Source organism: Schlegelella aquatica (assembly GCF_026013905.1).
GTDB lineage: Bacteria > Pseudomonadota > Gammaproteobacteria > Burkholderiales > Burkholderiaceae_C > Caldimonas > Caldimonas aquatica.
This window is the reverse complement of sequence record NZ_CP110257.1, coordinates 1077253-1093132: the sequence shown is the minus strand read 5'-3', so window position 1 is coordinate 1093132 and position 15880 is coordinate 1077253. Positions and strand designations below refer to the sequence as shown.

Genomic DNA, 15880 nt, shown 5'->3' with positions numbered 1-15880 from the left:
TCACCGGCCCACGAAGCGGGGCGCGCGTTTGTCGAAGAAGGCGGCCAGGCCTTCGACGAAGTCCTCGCCGGCGGCGCAATCCGCAAAGGCCTGCTGTTCGTCGTCGAGCTGCCGATCGAGCGGCTGGCCGGACGAGTTGCGCATCAGGCGCTTGATGTGTCCGTAGGCCCGCGTCGGCCCTTGTGCCAGGCGGCGGGTCAGCGCCTGCGCTTCTTCGACCAGTCGCTCGGCGGGCACCACGCGCGCCACCAGGCCCCAGGCTTCGGCCCGTTCCGCGTCGAGGTCCTCGCTCAAGAGCGCGATCTGCAAGGCGCGGCGCAGCCCGACGATCCGGGGCAACGACCAGGTCGCGCCCAGGTCGCAGCTCGTGCCGATGCGGGTGTAAGCGAGGTTGAAGCGAGCACCGGCGGCGGCGATCGCCACGTCGGCCGCGAGTGCCAGGCTCAGTCCCGCGCCCGCGACCGCCCCGTGCAGCGCCGCCACCACCGGCGCTCGCATCGAGGTGAGGAGCCGCAGCGCCTGATGCAGCGGCCCGATGAGCGCATGGGCCGTCTCCACCGGCGCCGCCCTCAGTTGTGCCAGATCGCCGCCGGCCATGAAGGCCCGCCCGGCCCCGCTCAGCAGCACGGCGCGCACGCCGTCGTCGTTCGCCAGCGACTCCACCACGCCAAGGAAGGCGCGCGCGGTGGCCACGTCCAAGGCGTTGAGCGCCTCGGGCCGGTTGAACCGCACGTGCACCCAACCCTCGTGCCGCTGAACGATCAGCGGCTCGCCCGCAGCTGCACCTTCGGGCGGCTGCCCTGCCATGTCTGGAGCAACGCTCATGTCACACTCCTGCGTCTGGACCTGCTCGCATCGCGGCGCGCCGGAGCTGCCGCTCGGCGAGGCACGGGCTCCTCGGGGCGCCTGAGCAACCCCGCGAGCAGCGTGCGGATGCACGGCTCGATGACCTCCTCGGGCGCGAGCGCCCCTTGGGGCTGATACCACCGGCCGATCCAGCTCAACGCGCCGGCCAACGTGAAGGCGGTGAGCTTCGGGTCGCACGGCGCGAGCGAACCCTCGGCCACCCCTTGCCTCACCAAGTCCCGGAACACGCGGTCGATGCGGGCCTTCAACGCACGCAATTTGCGTCGGCTGTCGGGTGGCAGCGGGTCTTCGCCGACGCGGATCACGCAGCGCCCGTAATCCATCGTCACCACGCGCCCATAGGCCCTCATGCATTCCACCAACTGGTCCACGGCGCTGCCACCGGAGGCGGTGGCCCGTGCGAGGCTGTCGGTCACCATTTCGAGGCCGATGCGCACGCACTCGAACAGGATCTCGTCCTTGCTCTTGATGTAGTAGTAGAGCGTGGGCTTGGTCACCTGGAGTTGCTCGGCCACCTCGTCGAGCGAGGTGGCATGGAAGCCCTGCTCGCTGAACAGGCGCGCCGCCGTTCGCAAGACGGCCTCGCGCTTGAGCTCGCGTTCCTCGTCCCGGTTTCGCGACTTGACCCACGGCGACCGCAAGAGACCCTCCGGTGCTTACTCGCCAGTAAGGCGACTTTCCCGGGAGTATGGTCGCTACCCTCCGGTTGGAGAAGGCGTCGGATGGGGGTATTTTCCCGCTTCGGGTTCCCACCGAGCGCCGCGCACGCCGGTGGATTCAGGCAGCAGGCGCGCCGGAAGACACCTCTCGCCCGCCGCAGGCGCGCGAGACAACCGGCGCGCAGCACGGCCAAAGAAAAACGGGCGATCACCGCAGCGCGTGGTGATCGCCCGTTGACAGGCACTGGCGGAAAGGGAGGGATTCGAACCCTCGATACGGGAAACCCGTATACCGGATTTCGAGTCCGGCGCATTCGACCACTCTGCCACCTTTCCTGAAACGCTGGCTTGACGGGTGGTCAGCCGCCAAGCGAAGCCTGCAATTATAGCGTGTCAGGCGCGCAGTTCGGCGAGCCCCCCGAGGTAAGGACGCAACGCCTCGGGCACGGTGATGCTGCCGTCGGCGTTCTGGTAGTTCTCGAGCACGGCGACCAGCGTGCGGCCCACCGCCAGGCCCGAGCCGTTGAGGGTGTGCACGAGCTCCGGCTTGCCCTGTGCGTTCTTGAAGCGCGCCTGCATGCGGCGCGCCTGGAAGGCTTCGCAGTTGGAGCAGGAGCTGATCTCGCGGTAGGTGTTCTGCGCGGGCAGCCACACCTCGAGGTCGTACGTCTTGGCGGCGCTGAAGCCCATGTCGCCGGTGCACAGGGTGATGACGCGGTACGGCAGGCCCAGGCGTTGGAGGATGGCCTCTGCATGACCGACCATCTCCTCCAGGGCTTCGTAGCTTCGGTCGGGATGGACGATCTGCACCATCTCGACTTTGTCGAACTGGTGCTGGCGGATCATGCCGCGGGTGTCCTTGCCGTAGCTGCCCGCTTCGGACCGAAAACAGGGGCTGTGCGCGGTGAGCTTGATCGGCAGCTGGTCGGCCGCCAGGATCTGCTCGCGCACCGAGTTCGTGAGCGAGATCTCCGAGGTGGAGATGAGGTACTGGACCGCGCCGGCTTCGTCGCCGCTGCCTGCACCGGCCTCGCCGGGGCCCCGGCCCCGGTAGACCCAGAACATGTCTTCCTTGAACTTGGGCAGCTGCCCGGTGCCCACGAGCACGTCGGCATTGACGATGTACGGGGTGTAGCACTCGATGTAGCCGTGCTCGCGGGTGTGGACGTCGAGCATGAACTGCGCGAGCGCGCGGTGCAGGCGAGCGATGGCGCCGCGCATGAACGTGAAGCGGGCGCCCGAGAGCTTGGCGCCGGTGTCGAAGTCCAGCCCCAGCGGTGCGCCCAGGTCCACGTGGTCCTTCACCGGAAAGTCGAACTGCCGCGGGGTGCCCCAGCGGCGCACCTCGACGTTGCCCCGCTCGTCGGCGCCCACCGGCACGCTCTCGTGCGGCAGGTTGGGCAGTTGCAGCAGCAGGTCCTGCAACTCGGCCTGAAGGCTTTCGAGCCGCTCGGCCGAGGCCTTGAGTTCGTCGCCGATGCCGCCCACTTCGGCCATCAGGTCGGCGGCGTCCTCGCCCTTGGCCTTGCGCTGGCCGATCTGCTTGGACAGGCTGTTGCGCCGGGCTTGCAGTTCCTCGGTGCGGGTCTGCAGCGTCTTGCGCTCGGCCTCGAGCGCCTGGAAACGCTCGACGTCCAGGAAGGGTTGGGGCGACTTGCGCGTGGCGAGGCGCTCGACGACGTGGCCGAGGTCCTTGCGCAGGAGGGTGATGTCTAGCATGTGCTTACCGGATGGCGTGACCGGGTGGGGGAGCGATTTTAGGGAGCGAAACGCCCTTCAGCGGCGGCTTCGTTCATGGACTTGTCGCCCAGCCCCTTGGGCAGCGGGAAGTGCACCGTCTCCTGCACCCCCTGCATGCGGCGCACGGCGACGGCACCCAACTCCTTGAGGCGCGCGATGACTTGCTGCACGAGCACGTCCGGCGCCGAGGCGCCGGCGGTGAGCCCGACGCGCTGGCGGCCGTCCAGCCATTCGGCGCGCAGGTCCTGCGGGCCGTCCACCATGTATGCGGGCGTGCCCAGGCGCGCGGCCACCTCGCGCAGCCGGTTGCTGTTGGAGCTGGTGGGGCTGCCGACGACGATGACCACGTCCACCTCGCGGGCCAAGAGCTTGACGGCGTCCTGGCGGTTCTGCGTGGCGTAGCAGATGTCCTGCTTCTTGGGCTCGCGCACCTGCGGAAAGCGCCGTTTCACCGCCGCCAGGATCTCGGCGGCGTCGTCCACGCTCAGCGTCGTCTGCGTGACGACCGCGACCTTCTCGGGGTTGCGCAGTCGCACGCGCTCGACGTCGGCCACGTCTTCCACCAGATAGATGCCGTCGGTGAGCTGGCCCATCGTGCCTTCGACCTCGGGGTGGCCCTTGTGGCCGATCATGATGAACTCGTAGCCTTCCTTGTGGAGCTTGGCCACCTCCACATGCACCTTGGTGACCAGCGGGCAGGTCGCGTCGAAGACCTGGAAGCCCCGCTGCGCGGCTTCGCGGCGCACGGCCTGGCTCACGCCGTGCGCGCTGAAGACGAGCGTCGCGCCGGGCGGCACGTCGGCCAGGTCCTCGATGAAGATCGCGCCCTTGGCCTTGAGGTCGTTGACGACGTAGGTGTTGTGGACGATCTCGTGGCGCACGTAGATGGGGGCGCCGAACTTGCGCAGCGCGCGCTCGACGATCTCGATGGCCCGGTCCACCCCGGCGCAGAAGCCGCGCGGCTCGGCGAGCAGGATCTCGCGGCCTTCCATCACAGCACCCCGATGACCTGGACCTCGAAGGTCACCGGCTGGCCGGCCAGCGGATGGTTGAAGTCGAACAGCACCCAGTCGTCGGCCACTTCGCGCACGACGCCGGCGTACTGCGCGGCGCCGTCCGGGGTCGGGAACTGCACCACGTCGCCCACGTGATAGGTTTCGTCCGGGTCGCCGAGCTGGTCGAGCAGGCTGCGCTTGACCCGCTGCAGCAGCTCCGGATTGCGCTCGCCGAAGGCCTCGCCGGCCGGGATCTCGAAGCGGGCATGCGCCCCCTCCTCCAGCCCGACGAGCCGACGCTCGATCGCGGGGGCGAGCTCGCCCGCCCCGAGCGACAAGGTGGCCGGCGTGCCTCCGAACGTGTTGATGATCTCGGCCCCATCGGGGCCGCTCAAGCGGTAGTGCAGGGTGAGGAAGGATCCCGACTGAACGGCAGCCATGGGCGGCCCTTTCGGTTGTGTAGACTCCCCCGGATTGTAGGAGCCGGCCCTGGGCCCCCATGCGATGCTGCTCAAAGACCTGCCCGTTGACGCGCGCCCGCGCGAGAAGTTGCTGAACTTGGGGCCGCAGGCCCTGGCCGATGCCGAGCTGCTGGCGCTGCTGCTGCGCACGGGGCTCAAGGGCCGCTCGGTGCTCGCTTGGGCGCAGGAACTGCTGGATCGCTTCAGCGGGATCGCGGGACTCCTGCGTGCGCCCGTGGAGGAGCTGGCCGGCGTGAAAGGACTGGGGCCGGCCAAGCGGGCCGAGCTGGCGGCAGTGCTGGAGCTGGCGCGCCGGGCGCTGGCCGCCGAGTTGCAGGCCCGCCCGGTGTTCGAGGCGCCCGCGCAGGTGAAGGATTACCTGCGGCTGCATCTGGCGAGCAAGCCGCACGAGGTATTTGCGGTGCTTTTTCTCGATGCGCAGAACCGACTGCTCGCCATGGAGGAACTGTTCCGCGGCACGCTGACCCAAACCAGCGTTTATCCGCGCGAGGTGGTCAAGCGGGCCTTGGCGCACAACTCGGCGGCCGTGATGCTCGCCCACAACCATCCGTCCGGTCTGGCCGAGCCTTCCAAGGCCGACGAGTACCTGACGCACACGCTCAAGTCGGCCCTGGCGCTGGTGGACGTACAGGTGCTGGATCACTTCGTGGTGGGCCACCGGGACGTGGTGTCGTTTGCCGAGCGGGGGTTGCTGTGAAGGTCAAGGGTCTCGACAAGAGCCGGGATCACGCCGAGGGGGTCGTCAAGGCGCGCAGTCTGGCCGAGCTGGGCGCCCTCAAGAAGGAGCTGCAAGCCCGCGCGCGGGAAGCGGCCCGACTGGAGGCGCAGCGACGCGAGGCGCAGCAGCGCGCCGCGCGGGAGCGGGAGCTTTTCGCGCGGGCCGTCGGCCCCGTGCAGCCGCTGAAGGACCGCAGACTCGCGCAGCTCGACAAGCCGCGCCCGCAACCGGTGCCCGCGCAGCGCCAACTGGACGAACGCCTCGTGTTGCGAGAGTCGATCTCCGACGAGTTCGATGTCGAAACGCTGCTGGACACCGACGAGTCGCTGTCATTTCGCCGCCCCGGGGTGGGCCCGGACGTCGTGCGCCGGCTGCGGCGGGGCGAGTGGGTCATCCAGCGGCAGATCGACCTGCACGGCCTGCGGCGCGACGAGGCGCGCGAGCAGCTGGCGGAGTTCTTGCGCGAGGCGGTCAAGGCCGGCCTGCGGTGCGTGCGCGTGGTCCACGGCAAGGGCAACGGATCGCCCGGCCGGGAGCCGGTGCTCAAGGCCAAGGTGAAGAGCTGGCTGGTGCAAAAGGACGAGGTGATCGCTTTCACGCAGGCGCGGCCCGCCGAGGGGGGAGCGGGCGCGCTGGTGGTGCTGCTGCGTCCCGCGGGCTGACGGCCCCCCGGCTCACGCACCCTTGTTGCGCATCCAGTCGGCGGTGCCGAAGAAGGACTCGCGCAGCCGCTCCACCAGTTCGGGCGGCAAGCCGATTTCCTGCATGGCCTGGTCCATGCAGGCGAGCCATTGGTCGCGCTCGCGGATGCCGATGGGAAACGGCAGGTGACGGGCGCGCAGCCGCGGATGGCCGAAGCGCTCGACGAAATACTGCGGCCCGCCGAGCCAGCCGCACAGGAACCAGAACAGCTTGTCGCGCGAGCCGTCCAGGTGCGTCGGATGCAAGGCCCGCAGCTCGCGGTAGGCCGGCTCCAGATCCATCAGATCGTAGAAGCGGTCCACGAGCTCGCGCACGCGGGCCTCGCCGCCGATCCATTCGAAGGCGGAAGCCGGGCGCTGGGCGGGGGTCGAAGATGAGGAGGTTTCGCTCACCGCAAATCCGTGGGAACGTTGGCGCAACGGGTCGACCGCATAGGATAGCGCCCCCGGGGCTTGCGCCCCACCCCCCGCGGGCGTGGCGGCCCGGCTTCGGGCGGCCGGGCGCCGGGCCTATCCGTTTGCCCCCGGGGCTTGCGCCCCACCCCCCGCGGGGGTGGCGGCCCGGCTTCGGGCGGCCGGGCGCCGGGCCTCTATCTTTGCCCCCCGGGGCTTGCGCCCCACCCCCCGCGGGGGTCACGGCCCGGCTTCGGGCGGCCGGGCGCCGGGCCCGATATCTTTGCCCCCGGGGCTTGCGCCCCACCCCCCGCGGGGGTGGCGGCCCGGCTTCGGGCGGCCGGGCGCCGGGCCTATCCGTTTGCCCCCGGGGCTTGCGCCCCACCCCCCGCGGGGGTGGCGGCCCGGCTTCGGGCGGCCGGGCGCCGGGCCTTAGGCCGGCGTGGAGACGCTCTCCTCGATGCGCGCGGCGATGCCGCGGATGCCCTGGGCGGCGGCGCTGCCCGGCAAGGCCTCGAGCAGCAGATGCCGTCGGCGCACCGCATCCTGCACGGCGGCATCGCTCGGCACGTCGCCCACGTGCACGAGCCGAACCGGCTCGCCCGCCTGGGGGACGACGAAGCGGTCGATCACCTGCTGCAGTTGCTGGGACACCAGCTTGCCGTCGCCGCTGCGGCGCACCTGATTGATCACCAGGTGCAAGAGGCGGCGCCGCTGCTGGGTGGCGAGCACTTTCATCGTCGCATAGGCGTCGGTGAGCGAGGTCGGCTCCGGAGTGGCCACGACGAGCACGTCGTCGGCCAGCGAGACGGCATACAGCACGACATCGGAGATGCCGGCGCCCGTGTCGAGCAGGACGTAGTCGTAGCGCGGCACGAGCGTGGCGACGACGGAGTGGAACTTCTCGCGCACCTCGGGCGTGAGCCGCGAGTACTCGACCAGGCCCGAGCCCGCCAGCACCACCGAGAAGCCGCCGGGCGCCTGCAGCACCGCCTCCTCCAGCGACGCCGTGCCGCTGAACACGTCGTGCAGCGTGATCTTCGGATAAAGATTCAAGACCACGTCGAGGTTGGCCAGCCCGAGGTCGGCGTCGAGCACGAGGACCCGGTGGCCGCGCTTGGCCAGAGCCGCTGCCAGATTGGCCGAGACGAAGGTCTTGCCGACACCGCCCTTGCCGCTGGTCACGGCGATCACCCACGCGCGATGCACGTGGTCGAACGGCGACAAGGCACGATCATTCATCGCCCAGCTCCCGCAGCTCCGCGAAGCTGCTGACGCCAAAGAGCATGCTTTTCTCCTCGGAGCTGACACTGCTCACGGGCGTGGGCTCCAGACAGACGCGGTTGCGTCCTTCGGTCTTTGCGCAGTAGAGCTGCAAGTCCGCCCGCTCCATCCACAGCGAGGCGGACGATCGCACCCATTGCGGCGCGTAAGCCCCTCCCACGCTGACCGTCACGCGGACCTCCTGCCCGTGGGCGAGCTGCACCGGCTCGCTCTCCACCGAACGACGCACCCGCTCGGCCACCAGCGGCCCGAAGGTCGGTTGGCAGTTCGGCAGCAAGATGGCGAACTCCTCCCCGCCATAACGCGCCACGACGTCCATCGGACGCACGCAATCGGTCAGCCGCTGCGCCACCGTCGTGATGACGCGGTCGCCCGCCTCGTGGCCGAGGGTGTCGTTCACACGCTTGAAGTGGTCGATGTCCAGCACCAGCAACAGCGCGGATTCGCCGGTGCGCGCCACGCGGTCGAGCTCGCGCTCGAGCGCCGCGCGGAAGTGCCGGCGGTTCGCCAGGCCCGTCAGGGCGTCGCGCAGCGACAGGTCGCACAATCCGTCGATGATGGCCTGCAGGGTTTCCAGCCCCAGCTCGCGCGTGGCCGGCAGGGGATAGCCTGCCTGTTTCAGCAGGGCCAGGGCCTGATCGAGCTTCAGGCGGCGCAGGGCGGGCGGGGATGCCGTGAGCGAGTCCACAACGGGGCCAGGGGTTGGACGGGGGGCAGTCTAGCAGCGGCGTGGCAGGGCCCGGTGCCGCGATAAGACCGGCCATCCGAGCGCTTACGAAGCCTTATCGGCACGTCGCGGCGCGACTGTAGGCCTTTTTTGTGACCGGGCGCGGCACTTGCTGGAAGCGCCTGCGATGAACGAGAAACGTCTCTTTCCCGGCCTGGTCCGGCGCCTTCCCGGCCAGCTCGCGGCCGCCCTGGCGGCGGCGAGCCTTGCCGGCTGCAGCTTCGTGGCGGCGCGGCCGCCGGCCGCCACCGCCTCGGCCCCACCCGCGGTGTCGCGGCCTGCTCTGGCGTCGGCCGCCCCTGCTGCCGCATCACCACCACGTGCGGGCACCCCGCTGCCTGCTGCCGCGCCGCCGCCGGCGGCTGCGGCGGTGCGCGAACTGGCCCGGTGGGCCGTGCGCACCGGCGATCACGAGCGCCTGCCGTTCGGCGTGCTCGACAAGAACCGGGCGGCCCTGTATCTCTTCGGCCCCGACGGCAAGCCGCGAGGCGCCACCGCGGTGCTGCTCGGCTCGGCCCGGGGCGACCACAGCGTGCCGGGGATCGGCGACCGTCCGATCGCCGAGATCCGACCCGAGGAGCGCACGACACCTGCGGGGCGCTTCCTGGTGGAGCCCGGGCGCAACCACAAGGGCGAGGACATCTACTGGTTGGACTACGATGCCGCCGTGTCGATCCACCGGGTGCGGGCCAACAACGTGCGGGAGCGTCGTCTGGAACGGCTCGCCTCCCCGGGCCCGGGCGACAACCGCATCTCCTACGGGTGCGTGAACCTGCCCGCCTCGTTCTACGATGGGGCGCTCAAGCCGCTGTTCGGGCGGCGCGCGGTGGTGTACGTGCTGCCGGAGACCCAGCCCTGGCAGCAGTTCTTCGGCGTGCGCTCCTCGCCGGCCAAGCACGCAGCACGGTCACAGGAGCAGCGCCCGGGTTCGTGAAAGGGTGCCGGGGCCCGAAGGCCCCGGCGGCGAGCGCACCCCATGCAGCGCGCCCGCTCCGGCGCGCTCCATCCAGGGGCTCAGTTGCGGTCGGCGCGCGGCGTGCGGGTGGTCCCCGGGTCCATGCCGGAGGTGCCGCCCATCGTCGAGGAGCTGGTCGATCCGCTCGTGCCCATCGAGCCGCTGGTGGTGCCCGAGGTCGCCCCCGACGTGCCGGTGGTCGAACCCGTGGTGCCCGAGGTCGCACCGCTCGTGCCCATCGTCGAGCTGCCGGTGCCGGCGCCGGTGCCCGGCTGGACGTCCGTGCTGCTGCCGCTCGCGCCCGTGGGGCCGCTGCTGCTGGTCGAGCCGGTGGTTCCGGCAGCACCGCCGGTGGTGCCGCCCGCGCCCGTGCCAGCCGACTGGGCCGCCGCAACGCCCACGGCCATCAGCGTCGCCACAGCCACCGCGATGCTCTTGAGGGAAGTGCTCATCTTGAATCTCCCGTTGCGAGTGAATGAATGAAAGACAGTTGCCCGCGACCGGGCGGGGGTCCGCATCCGGACTCGGCAACGGGAAGGACGGCAAGCCGTATGCCCATCGCTGCAACGGCGTGCAACCGATGGGGCCGGGGCGGTGCACCGGGCCCGCTGCTCGACGGGCCCTCGTGACATCACACGGCCGCTCGCCGCAGCGTCTCGACGACGGGGCGGCGCAGCACGCCGCGCAGGCCCCACCAGCCCGCGGCCCAGGCCAGCAGGGCGCCGAGCAGGGCGCCGGCGACCGGCACCCCCCAGGGAGCGCTCCACGCGAACTCGAAGACGAAGTGGGCCAAAGCCCAGCCGACGGCGAGCGCCGCCCACGAGGCGAGCATCCCCGCCAGCGCGCCCACGCCGAGCAACTCGGTGCGTTGCACCTTGGCGAGGAGCCCCGCTCCGGCCCCCATGGCGCGCATGATCGCGTACTCGCGTTCGCGCTGTTCGCGCGTGGCGACGACAGCCGCGAGCAGCACGACGAGCCCCGCCGCCAGCGTGAATCCGAACAGGAACTCGACGGCGCGCACCACTTGATCGAGGACCCGTTGCACCTGCGCGATGGACGCCGAGACGTCCACGTTGGTGATGTTCGGGAATTCGCGCGCCAGCGCGTTGTCGAAGCCCGGCGTGGCGGGCGCCCGAAAGGCCGCGATGTAGGTGGTGGGCAGCTCGCTCATCTGCTCGCGCTGGAACATCACGAAGAAGTTGACCCGCATCGAGGCCCAGTCCACCTTGCGCAGGTTGGCGATGCGGCCTTCCACGCGGGTGCCCGCGATGTCGAAGGCCAGGCGGTCTCCGAGGCGAAGGCCGAGCGTTTGCGCCAGCCCTTCCTCCACGCTCAGGGCTTCAGGGTCGTCCCGCTGCCATCGACCGGCGATCAATGCGTTGTGCGCCGGCGGGTGGGCGGCGTGGCTGAGGTTGAACTCCCGGTCCACGAGCCGGCGGGCGCGGTCGCTCGCGTAGTCGTCCAGATGGACCGGACGGCCGTTCACCTCCACCAGCCGCCCGCGGATCATGGGGTACCAGTCGTAGCGCACGACGCCCGCACGCTCCAGGTGGGCGCGGAAGGCCGTGCCCTGCTCGGGCTGGATGTTGATGACGAAGCGGTTCGGCGCATCGGGAGGTGTGGCGGCTCGCCAACTCGAGATCAGGTCGGTGCGCAGCAGCACGAGCAGCACCAGCGCAAGCAGGCCCACAGACAACGCCGACACCTGGAGCACCGCGTAGGCGGGCCTTGCGGCGACCTGCCGCGTGGCGAGCACCAGCCAGCGGGGCGCATGCGCCTCGGGCACGGCACGGCGCAGCACCACCACTGCGAGCCAGCCCATCAGCGCGAAGGCGAGCAAGGCACCCGCGAAACCGCCCACGGCGATCAGCCCCAGCGTGCGGTCGGACGCGGTGGCGAGCAGCAGCGCGACGAAGCCGCAGAGGCCGGCGGCCAAGGCGACGGCCGACGAGCCGCGCACCGGCCCGAGGTCGCGACGGATCACGCGCAAGGGCGGCACCCGGGCCAACTGCAGCACCGGCGGCAGCCCGAAGCCGGCGAGCAGGGTCAGCCCCACGCCCAAACCGAACACGGCGGGCCACGCGCCGGGCGGCGGCAAGCTCGCCTCCAGCAGACCGGCCAGCAGCCACACGAAGACGTGATGCACGGCGAAGCCGACGAGCAGCCCGGCACCGCTGGCCGCGAGCGCCACGAGCGAGAACTCGAGCGCGTAGCTCCACGCGATGGTCGATTGAGGCTGGCCGAGCACGCGCAGCATCGCGCAGTCGTCCAGATGCCGGTTGGCGAAGTCGCGCGCGGCGATGGCGACAGCGACCGCCGCGAGCAAGGCCGCAAGCAAGGCCACGAGGTTGAGAAAGCGCTCGGCGCGGTCCAGCGTCTGGCGCATCTCGGGGCGGCCCGATTCGAGCGACTCGACTCGCATGCCTCGCCACTGTTCCTGCTCGATGGAGGCTTCGGCCCAACGCACGTAGTGGGCCACCGCCCTGCGCGGGGCCCCTTCCGGCGCGGCCACCGCGAGCCGGTAAGTGACCCGGCTGGCCGGCTGGATGAGCCCGGTCGCCTCGAGGTCGGCCTCGTGTAACAGCACCCGCGGAGCGAAGTTCATGAACCCGGCCCCGCGATCCGGCTCCATCAGGATCACCGCGTCGATGCGCAGCGCCGCATCGCCCAGCAGCAAGCGGTCGCCCAGGTGCAGTTGCAAGGCTTCGAGCAAGGCGGCATCCACCCACACCGTGCCCGGTGAGGGGGGCGCCTGCACCGCACGCGGCGCGCCGTCGGGCCCGGCAACGCGCAACTCCCCGCGCAGGGGGTAGCCGTCGGACACGGCTTTCACCGACGCAAGCCGGGTGGCGCCACCCCGGTCGTCCGGGGCTCGGGCCATGCTCGGAAACGAGGCCGATCGCGCGGTGAGTAGTCCCCGGCGGCGCGCCTCCTCGTGCAAGGCGGTGGGCGCGGGCTGATCGCTGGCCACCACGGCGTCGCCGCCCAGCAGCTGGGCCGCATCGCGCGCAAGGCCCGCTTCCAGGCGGTCGGCAAAGAAAGCGACGGCGCTCAATGCGGTGACGGCCAGCATCACCGCGACCACGAGGAGCCGCAGCTCACCGCTGCGCAGGTCGCGCAAGGTCTGGCGCCACGCCAGGCCGAGAACCCGCAGCCCTGCGGCCCGGCCGCCCGCGGCGAGGGCTGGCCCGTCCCCCGGGCGCTCGCCCGCCGGACGTAGATCGGTCTGGTGAACTGTCATCGCATACCCACTGCGCACCTGCGCACGAAAGCGGGCTCTCGCCCGCGCTGCGACGGTAGCGCAAATGCCGCCGTTGCGGGACCCGAGGGGCATTCGCGCCGGTGCACGGGCGTGCCGAACGAAGGCTTGAACGATGCGTTCAACCGCGCTCAACCGCGCGTGCACGCGGCTCTGGTGCAATGACCCGCATGACTTCTTCCCGCGTTCCTTCCGAGCCTATGGCGGTCGAGCCGAGCTCGCCTGCGGCCCCCTGCGACCGACCGGCGCGGCCGATGCCGCCGCTGTTCGTGTCTCACGGTTCGCCGATGATGGCCCTCGAGCCGGGTGCCACGGGGGCCTTCTTCGCACGCCTGGCGCGTGCCATCGAGCGCCGCTTCGGTCGACCGCGGGCCGTGTTGGCGTGCTCTGCCCACACGCTGGCCGACCGCCCGGTGTTGCTCGCCGCCCAAAGGCACCAGGCCGTACACGACTTCTCGGGCTTTCCCGCGGCGCTGTACGAGTTGCGATACGACGCACCGGGCGAGCCGGCGGTGGCGCAGCGAGCAGCGTCTTTGCTGCGCGCCGCGGGGTGCGAGCCGAGGATCTCCGAGCGCGGCGGATTGGACCACGGCATCTGGACGGTGCTGATGCACATGTGGCCCGCGGCGGATGTGCCGGTGGTGCCGCTCGCCTTCCCGCCTGCCGAGCCTCCAGCGCGGCTGTGGGCGCTCGGCCGCGCCGTCGCGCCGCTCGCCGACGAGGGTGTGCTCATCCTCGGCACGGGCAGCCTCACCCACAACCTGCGACTGGCCTTTGCCCGGCCCTGGGGGGAGGACGCGCCGGAGGACCCGGCGTGCGCGGCCTTTCGGGGCTGGGTGCGGGAGCACGCCGAGTCGGGGGATTGGCCGGCCCTGCTCGACTACCGCCGCCGCGCGCCGCACGCCGCCTCCATGCACCCCACCGACGAGCATTGGCTGCCCTTCTACCCGCCGGCCGGCGCGGCGGGCGAGGCGAACCCCGCGCGTCGCCTCCACGAAGGGGTGCAGTACGGGGTCCTGGGCATGGATGCCTATGCCTTCGGCCCGCATGCGGGGGCGCTGGCCGATGAGCTGAAAAGCGTCTGAAAAGAGGCCTTCCGGGCCCGCAGGGGCTTCACGCGCACGCGCCCCGGGGGCGGCTGCGCCTCCCTACAATGGGCCGGTGCATACGCTCAACGCCGACCTCCACTGCCATTCCAGCATCTCCGACGGGACGCTCGCTCCCGAAGTGCTGGCTGCCCGCGCGAAAGCCAACGGAGTGGAGTTGTGGGCGCTGACCGACCATGACGAACTGCGGGGGCAGCATCGCGCGCGGGCCGCGGCTGCGGCCTTGGGCCTGCCCTACCTCACCGGCACCGAAGTGTCCGTGACCTTCGCCGGCGAGACGGTGCACATCGTCGGCCTCGGCTTCGATCCGGACGACACGCGCCTGGCCGAAGGGCTGGCACGCACCCGCGGCGGGCGGGAGCTGCGCGCCCGTGAAATGGCTGAGGACCTGGCGCGCGTCGGCATCAAGGGAGCTTTCGAAGGCGCACTCAAGTACGTGGGCAACCCGGACCTTATCTCGCGCACGCATTTCGCGCGGTACCTGGTGGAGATCGGCGCGTGCAGAGATACGCAGGAGGTGTTCCGGCGGTACCTCACCGAAGGCAAGCCGGGCTATGTGCCCCATCGGTGGGCCGCCCTGGGCGACGCGGTGCGATGGATCGTGGAGGCCGGCGGCATCGCTGTCATCGCACATCCCGGCCGCTACAAGCTCACGCCGAACCAGGAGTACGCGCTGTTCTCGGATTTCAAGGAGCACGGTGGCCGGGCGGTGGAAGTGGTCACCGGCAGCCACACTGCGCAGGACTACGTGAAGTACGCCTCGATGGCGCGCGAGTTCGGCTTGCTCGCCTCGCGGGGCTCCGACTTCCACTCGCCCGAGGAAAGCCACACCGACCTCGGCGCCCTGCCCTACCTGCCCGGCGAGGTCCAGCCGGTGTGGACAGCGCTGCAAGAGCGCGTGCTGCGGCCGTGAGCGGCGCGGCCCGGCCGCCCGCAGGCGGCGCTCACCCTTACCCGGGGAGGACGTCGCGCAGCGACAGGAGGGCATGGCCGTGAACGGGCGGCACCCGATGTGGGGGATCGCGCTGATCCTGCTGATGGCGGCGTGCTTCGCTACGCTCGACACGGCGGTCAAGTACCTGGGCGCCACGGTGCCGGTGTTGCTCATCCTGTGGGGGCGCTACGTCTTCCAGGCGGTGGCGATGACCCTGTGGCTTGCGGGCCGGGGGCTGCGCGGGGCGGGGCCCGGGGCGTTTTGTGCGGCTCGGCCGGGCTTCCAGGTGCTGCGCGGCGCGTTGCTCCTGTCCACCAGCGGGCTGTCGTTCTACGGCGTGCAGCACATGCCGGTGGCCGAGTTCACCGCAATCGCGATGCTCACGCCGGTGGTGGTGACGGTGCTGGCGGCCACCGTGCTCAAGGAGCATGTATCCGGGCTGCGCTGGGCGCTCGTGGCGCTCGGCCTGGCCGGGGCGCTGCTGGTGATCCGGCCCGGCACGGGCGTCGTCGGCTGGGCGGCCGTCTTTCCGCTCGCGCTCACGGTCGCCTATGGCGCCTTCCAGGTGCTCACCAGCCGGTACGCCGCGCTCGAAGACCCTTACATCACGCACTTCTATACCGGCCTGGTCGGGGCTGTGGCGCTCTCGGCCATCGTCGCGATCAGCCCGTTGCGCCTCGTCGATGCGCTCAGCGGCGCCTCGGCCCTCCAGTGGAGCGTGCTGCTGCTGGTGGGCGCCATGGGGACCGTCGGGCACCTCCTGCTCATCCTCGCCCTCGGCATGGCGCCTGCCTCCACGCTCATGCCCTTCACCTACAGCGCGCTCGTGTTCGCCACCCTCGCGGGGGCCTCGGTCTTCGGCCACGTGCCGGATGGGATCGCGATGGCGGGGATGGCGGTGATCGCCCTCGGCGGTGCGGCCTCGGTCTGGCTCAACGTGCGCGAGGCGCAGCAGCGGTCGCCCGCGCCCACCGCGGCTGCGGCCGGCGCGGCGCAAGCCCCTCATGAGCGGCCCGGGGTGTCACCCGTCGCGATGGACGTCCTCGGCGACTGACCTCCA

The 15880-nt window shown here is 71.1% G+C and carries 16 protein-coding genes and 1 tRNA gene; 7 read left to right on the top strand and 10 right to left on the bottom strand.

Going from position 1 to position 15880, the window contains the following annotated elements:
• The 6 genes from OMP39_RS04945 to OMP39_RS04920 form a co-directional block, all read right to left on the bottom strand.
• Nucleotides 1-825: an enoyl-CoA hydratase/isomerase family protein gene (locus tag OMP39_RS04945; protein ID WP_264893682.1), complete on the bottom strand. Its 825-nt coding sequence runs from the start codon at nt 823-825 to the stop codon at nt 1-3.
• On the bottom strand, nt 822-1508 hold the full coding sequence (locus tag OMP39_RS04940) for a TetR/AcrR family transcriptional regulator (RefSeq protein ID WP_264893681.1): 687 nt from the start codon (nt 1506-1508) through the stop codon (nt 822-824). The genes OMP39_RS04945 and OMP39_RS04940 overlap by 4 nt, the downstream gene beginning before the upstream one ends.
• A gap of 263 nt (nt 1509-1771) precedes the next feature.
• Nucleotides 1772-1862, bottom strand: a tRNA-Ser gene (locus OMP39_RS04935).
• 57 nt (nt 1863-1919) lie between these two features.
• Complete coding sequence (serS, locus tag OMP39_RS04930; RefSeq protein WP_264893680.1) at nt 1920-3245, bottom strand: serine--tRNA ligase; 1326 nt, start codon at nt 3243-3245, stop codon at nt 1920-1922.
• Between the two features lie 38 nt (nt 3246-3283).
• A complete protein-coding gene (gene ispH / locus OMP39_RS04925; RefSeq protein ID WP_264893679.1) occupies nt 3284-4258 on the bottom strand; it encodes a 4-hydroxy-3-methylbut-2-enyl diphosphate reductase in 975 nt (324 codons plus the stop codon).
• The gene (locus OMP39_RS04920) at nt 4258-4701 is read right to left on the bottom strand and encodes an FKBP-type peptidyl-prolyl cis-trans isomerase (protein ID WP_264893678.1); all 444 of its coding nucleotides are present in this window, start codon (nt 4699-4701) and stop codon (nt 4258-4260) included. The genes ispH and OMP39_RS04920 overlap by 1 nt, the downstream gene beginning before the upstream one ends.
• Nucleotides 4702-4765: 64 nt before the next feature.
• Here OMP39_RS04920 and radC point away from each other — a divergent pair, with 64 nt between their 5' ends.
• Nucleotides 4766-5440, top strand: a complete 675-nt coding sequence (gene radC / locus OMP39_RS04915; protein WP_264893677.1) for a RadC family protein — start codon at nt 4766-4768, stop codon at nt 5438-5440.
• Nucleotides 5437-6123 carry a Smr/MutS family protein gene (locus tag OMP39_RS04910; protein WP_264893676.1) on the top strand — a complete coding sequence of 229 codons (687 nt, stop codon included), beginning with the start codon at nt 5437-5439 and terminating at the stop codon, nt 6121-6123. Before radC ends, OMP39_RS04910 begins: the two co-directional genes overlap by 4 nt.
• Before the next feature lie 12 nt (nt 6124-6135).
• Here OMP39_RS04910 and OMP39_RS04905 read toward each other — a convergent pair whose 3' ends face one another.
• The 3 genes from OMP39_RS04905 to OMP39_RS04895 all read right to left on the bottom strand — a co-directional run bounded on the left by OMP39_RS04905 (nt 6136) and on the right by OMP39_RS04895 (nt 8527).
• Nucleotides 6136-6555 (bottom strand): group II truncated hemoglobin, encoded by a 420-nt coding sequence (locus tag OMP39_RS04905; protein WP_264893675.1) that lies wholly within the window; start codon nt 6553-6555, stop codon nt 6136-6138.
• A 432-nt stretch (nt 6556-6987) separates the two neighbouring features.
• A complete protein-coding gene (locus OMP39_RS04900) occupies nt 6988-7797 on the bottom strand; it encodes a MinD/ParA family protein (RefSeq protein WP_264893674.1) in 810 nt (269 codons plus the stop codon).
• Entirely contained in the window at nt 7790-8527 is a 738-nt protein-coding gene (locus OMP39_RS04895) for a GGDEF domain-containing protein (protein WP_264893673.1), read from the bottom strand. Before OMP39_RS04895 ends, OMP39_RS04900 begins: the two co-directional genes overlap by 8 nt.
• 166 nt (nt 8528-8693) lie before the next feature.
• On the opposite strand from OMP39_RS04895, the gene OMP39_RS04890 reads away from it, so the two are divergent.
• Together OMP39_RS04890 and OMP39_RS04885 are read left to right on the top strand one after the other, a co-directional pair.
• Entirely contained in the window at nt 8694-9500 is an 807-nt protein-coding gene (locus tag OMP39_RS04890; RefSeq protein ID WP_264893672.1) for a hypothetical protein, read from the top strand.
• A 42-nt stretch (nt 9501-9542) separates the two neighbouring features.
• Nucleotides 9543-10004: a hypothetical protein gene (locus OMP39_RS04885; protein ID WP_264893671.1), complete on the top strand. Its 462-nt coding sequence runs from the start codon at nt 9543-9545 to the stop codon at nt 10002-10004.
• Nucleotides 10005-10152: 148 nt separating this feature from the next.
• Here the strand turns inward: OMP39_RS04885 and OMP39_RS04880 are convergent, their stop codons facing one another.
• On the bottom strand, nt 10153-12762 hold the full coding sequence (locus OMP39_RS04880) for an ABC transporter permease (RefSeq protein ID WP_264893670.1): 2610 nt from the start codon (nt 12760-12762) through the stop codon (nt 10153-10155).
• Nucleotides 12763-13034: 272 nt separating this feature from the next.
• Between OMP39_RS04880 and OMP39_RS04875 the strand changes: the two genes are divergently transcribed.
• The 3 genes from OMP39_RS04875 (at nt 13035) to OMP39_RS04865 (ending at nt 15874) form a co-directional block, all read left to right on the top strand.
• On the top strand, nt 13035-13865 hold the full coding sequence (locus OMP39_RS04875) for a dioxygenase family protein (protein WP_264893669.1): 831 nt from the start codon (nt 13035-13037) through the stop codon (nt 13863-13865).
• 76 nt (nt 13866-13941) lie between these two features.
• Nucleotides 13942-14799, top strand: coding sequence for a 3',5'-nucleoside bisphosphate phosphatase (locus tag OMP39_RS04870; protein WP_264893668.1), 858 nt, complete (start codon nt 13942-13944; stop codon nt 14797-14799).
• A gap of 73 nt (nt 14800-14872) precedes the next feature.
• On the top strand, nt 14873-15874 hold the full coding sequence (locus OMP39_RS04865) for a DMT family transporter (RefSeq protein WP_264893667.1): 1002 nt from the start codon (nt 14873-14875) through the stop codon (nt 15872-15874).
• Nucleotides 15875-15880: the final 6 nt, after the last annotated feature.

Bases quoted from the DNA above. Each gene is read 5' to 3' on its own strand.
- OMP39_RS04945 (WP_264893682.1), bottom strand. From the start codon at position 825: ATGAGCGTTGCTCCAGACATGGCAGGGCAGCCGCCCGAAGGTGCAGCT.
- serS (WP_264893680.1), bottom strand. From the start codon at position 3,245: ATGCTAGACATCACCCTCCTGCGCAAGGACCTCGGCCACGTCGTCGAG.
- ispH (WP_264893679.1), bottom strand. From the start codon at position 4,258: ATGGAAGGCCGCGAGATCCTGCTCGCCGAGCCGCGCGGCTTCTGCGCC.
- OMP39_RS04920 (WP_264893678.1), bottom strand. From the start codon at position 4,701: ATGGCTGCCGTTCAGTCGGGATCCTTCCTCACCCTGCACTACCGCTTG.
- radC (WP_264893677.1), top strand. From the start codon at position 4,766: ATGCTGCTCAAAGACCTGCCCGTTGACGCGCGCCCGCGCGAGAAGTTG.
- OMP39_RS04900 (WP_264893674.1), bottom strand. From the start codon at position 7,797: ATGAATGATCGTGCCTTGTCGCCGTTCGACCACGTGCATCGCGCGTGG.
- OMP39_RS04890 (WP_264893672.1), top strand. From the start codon at position 8,694: ATGAACGAGAAACGTCTCTTTCCCGGCCTGGTCCGGCGCCTTCCCGGC.
- OMP39_RS04885 (WP_264893671.1), top strand. From the start codon at position 9,543: ATGCAGCGCGCCCGCTCCGGCGCGCTCCATCCAGGGGCTCAGTTGCGG.
- OMP39_RS04880 (WP_264893670.1), bottom strand. From the start codon at position 12,762: ATGACAGTTCACCAGACCGATCTACGTCCGGCGGGCGAGCGCCCGGGG.
- OMP39_RS04875 (WP_264893669.1), top strand. From the start codon at position 13,035: ATGCCGCCGCTGTTCGTGTCTCACGGTTCGCCGATGATGGCCCTCGAG.
- OMP39_RS04865 (WP_264893667.1), top strand. From the start codon at position 14,873: ATGGCCGTGAACGGGCGGCACCCGATGTGGGGGATCGCGCTGATCCTG.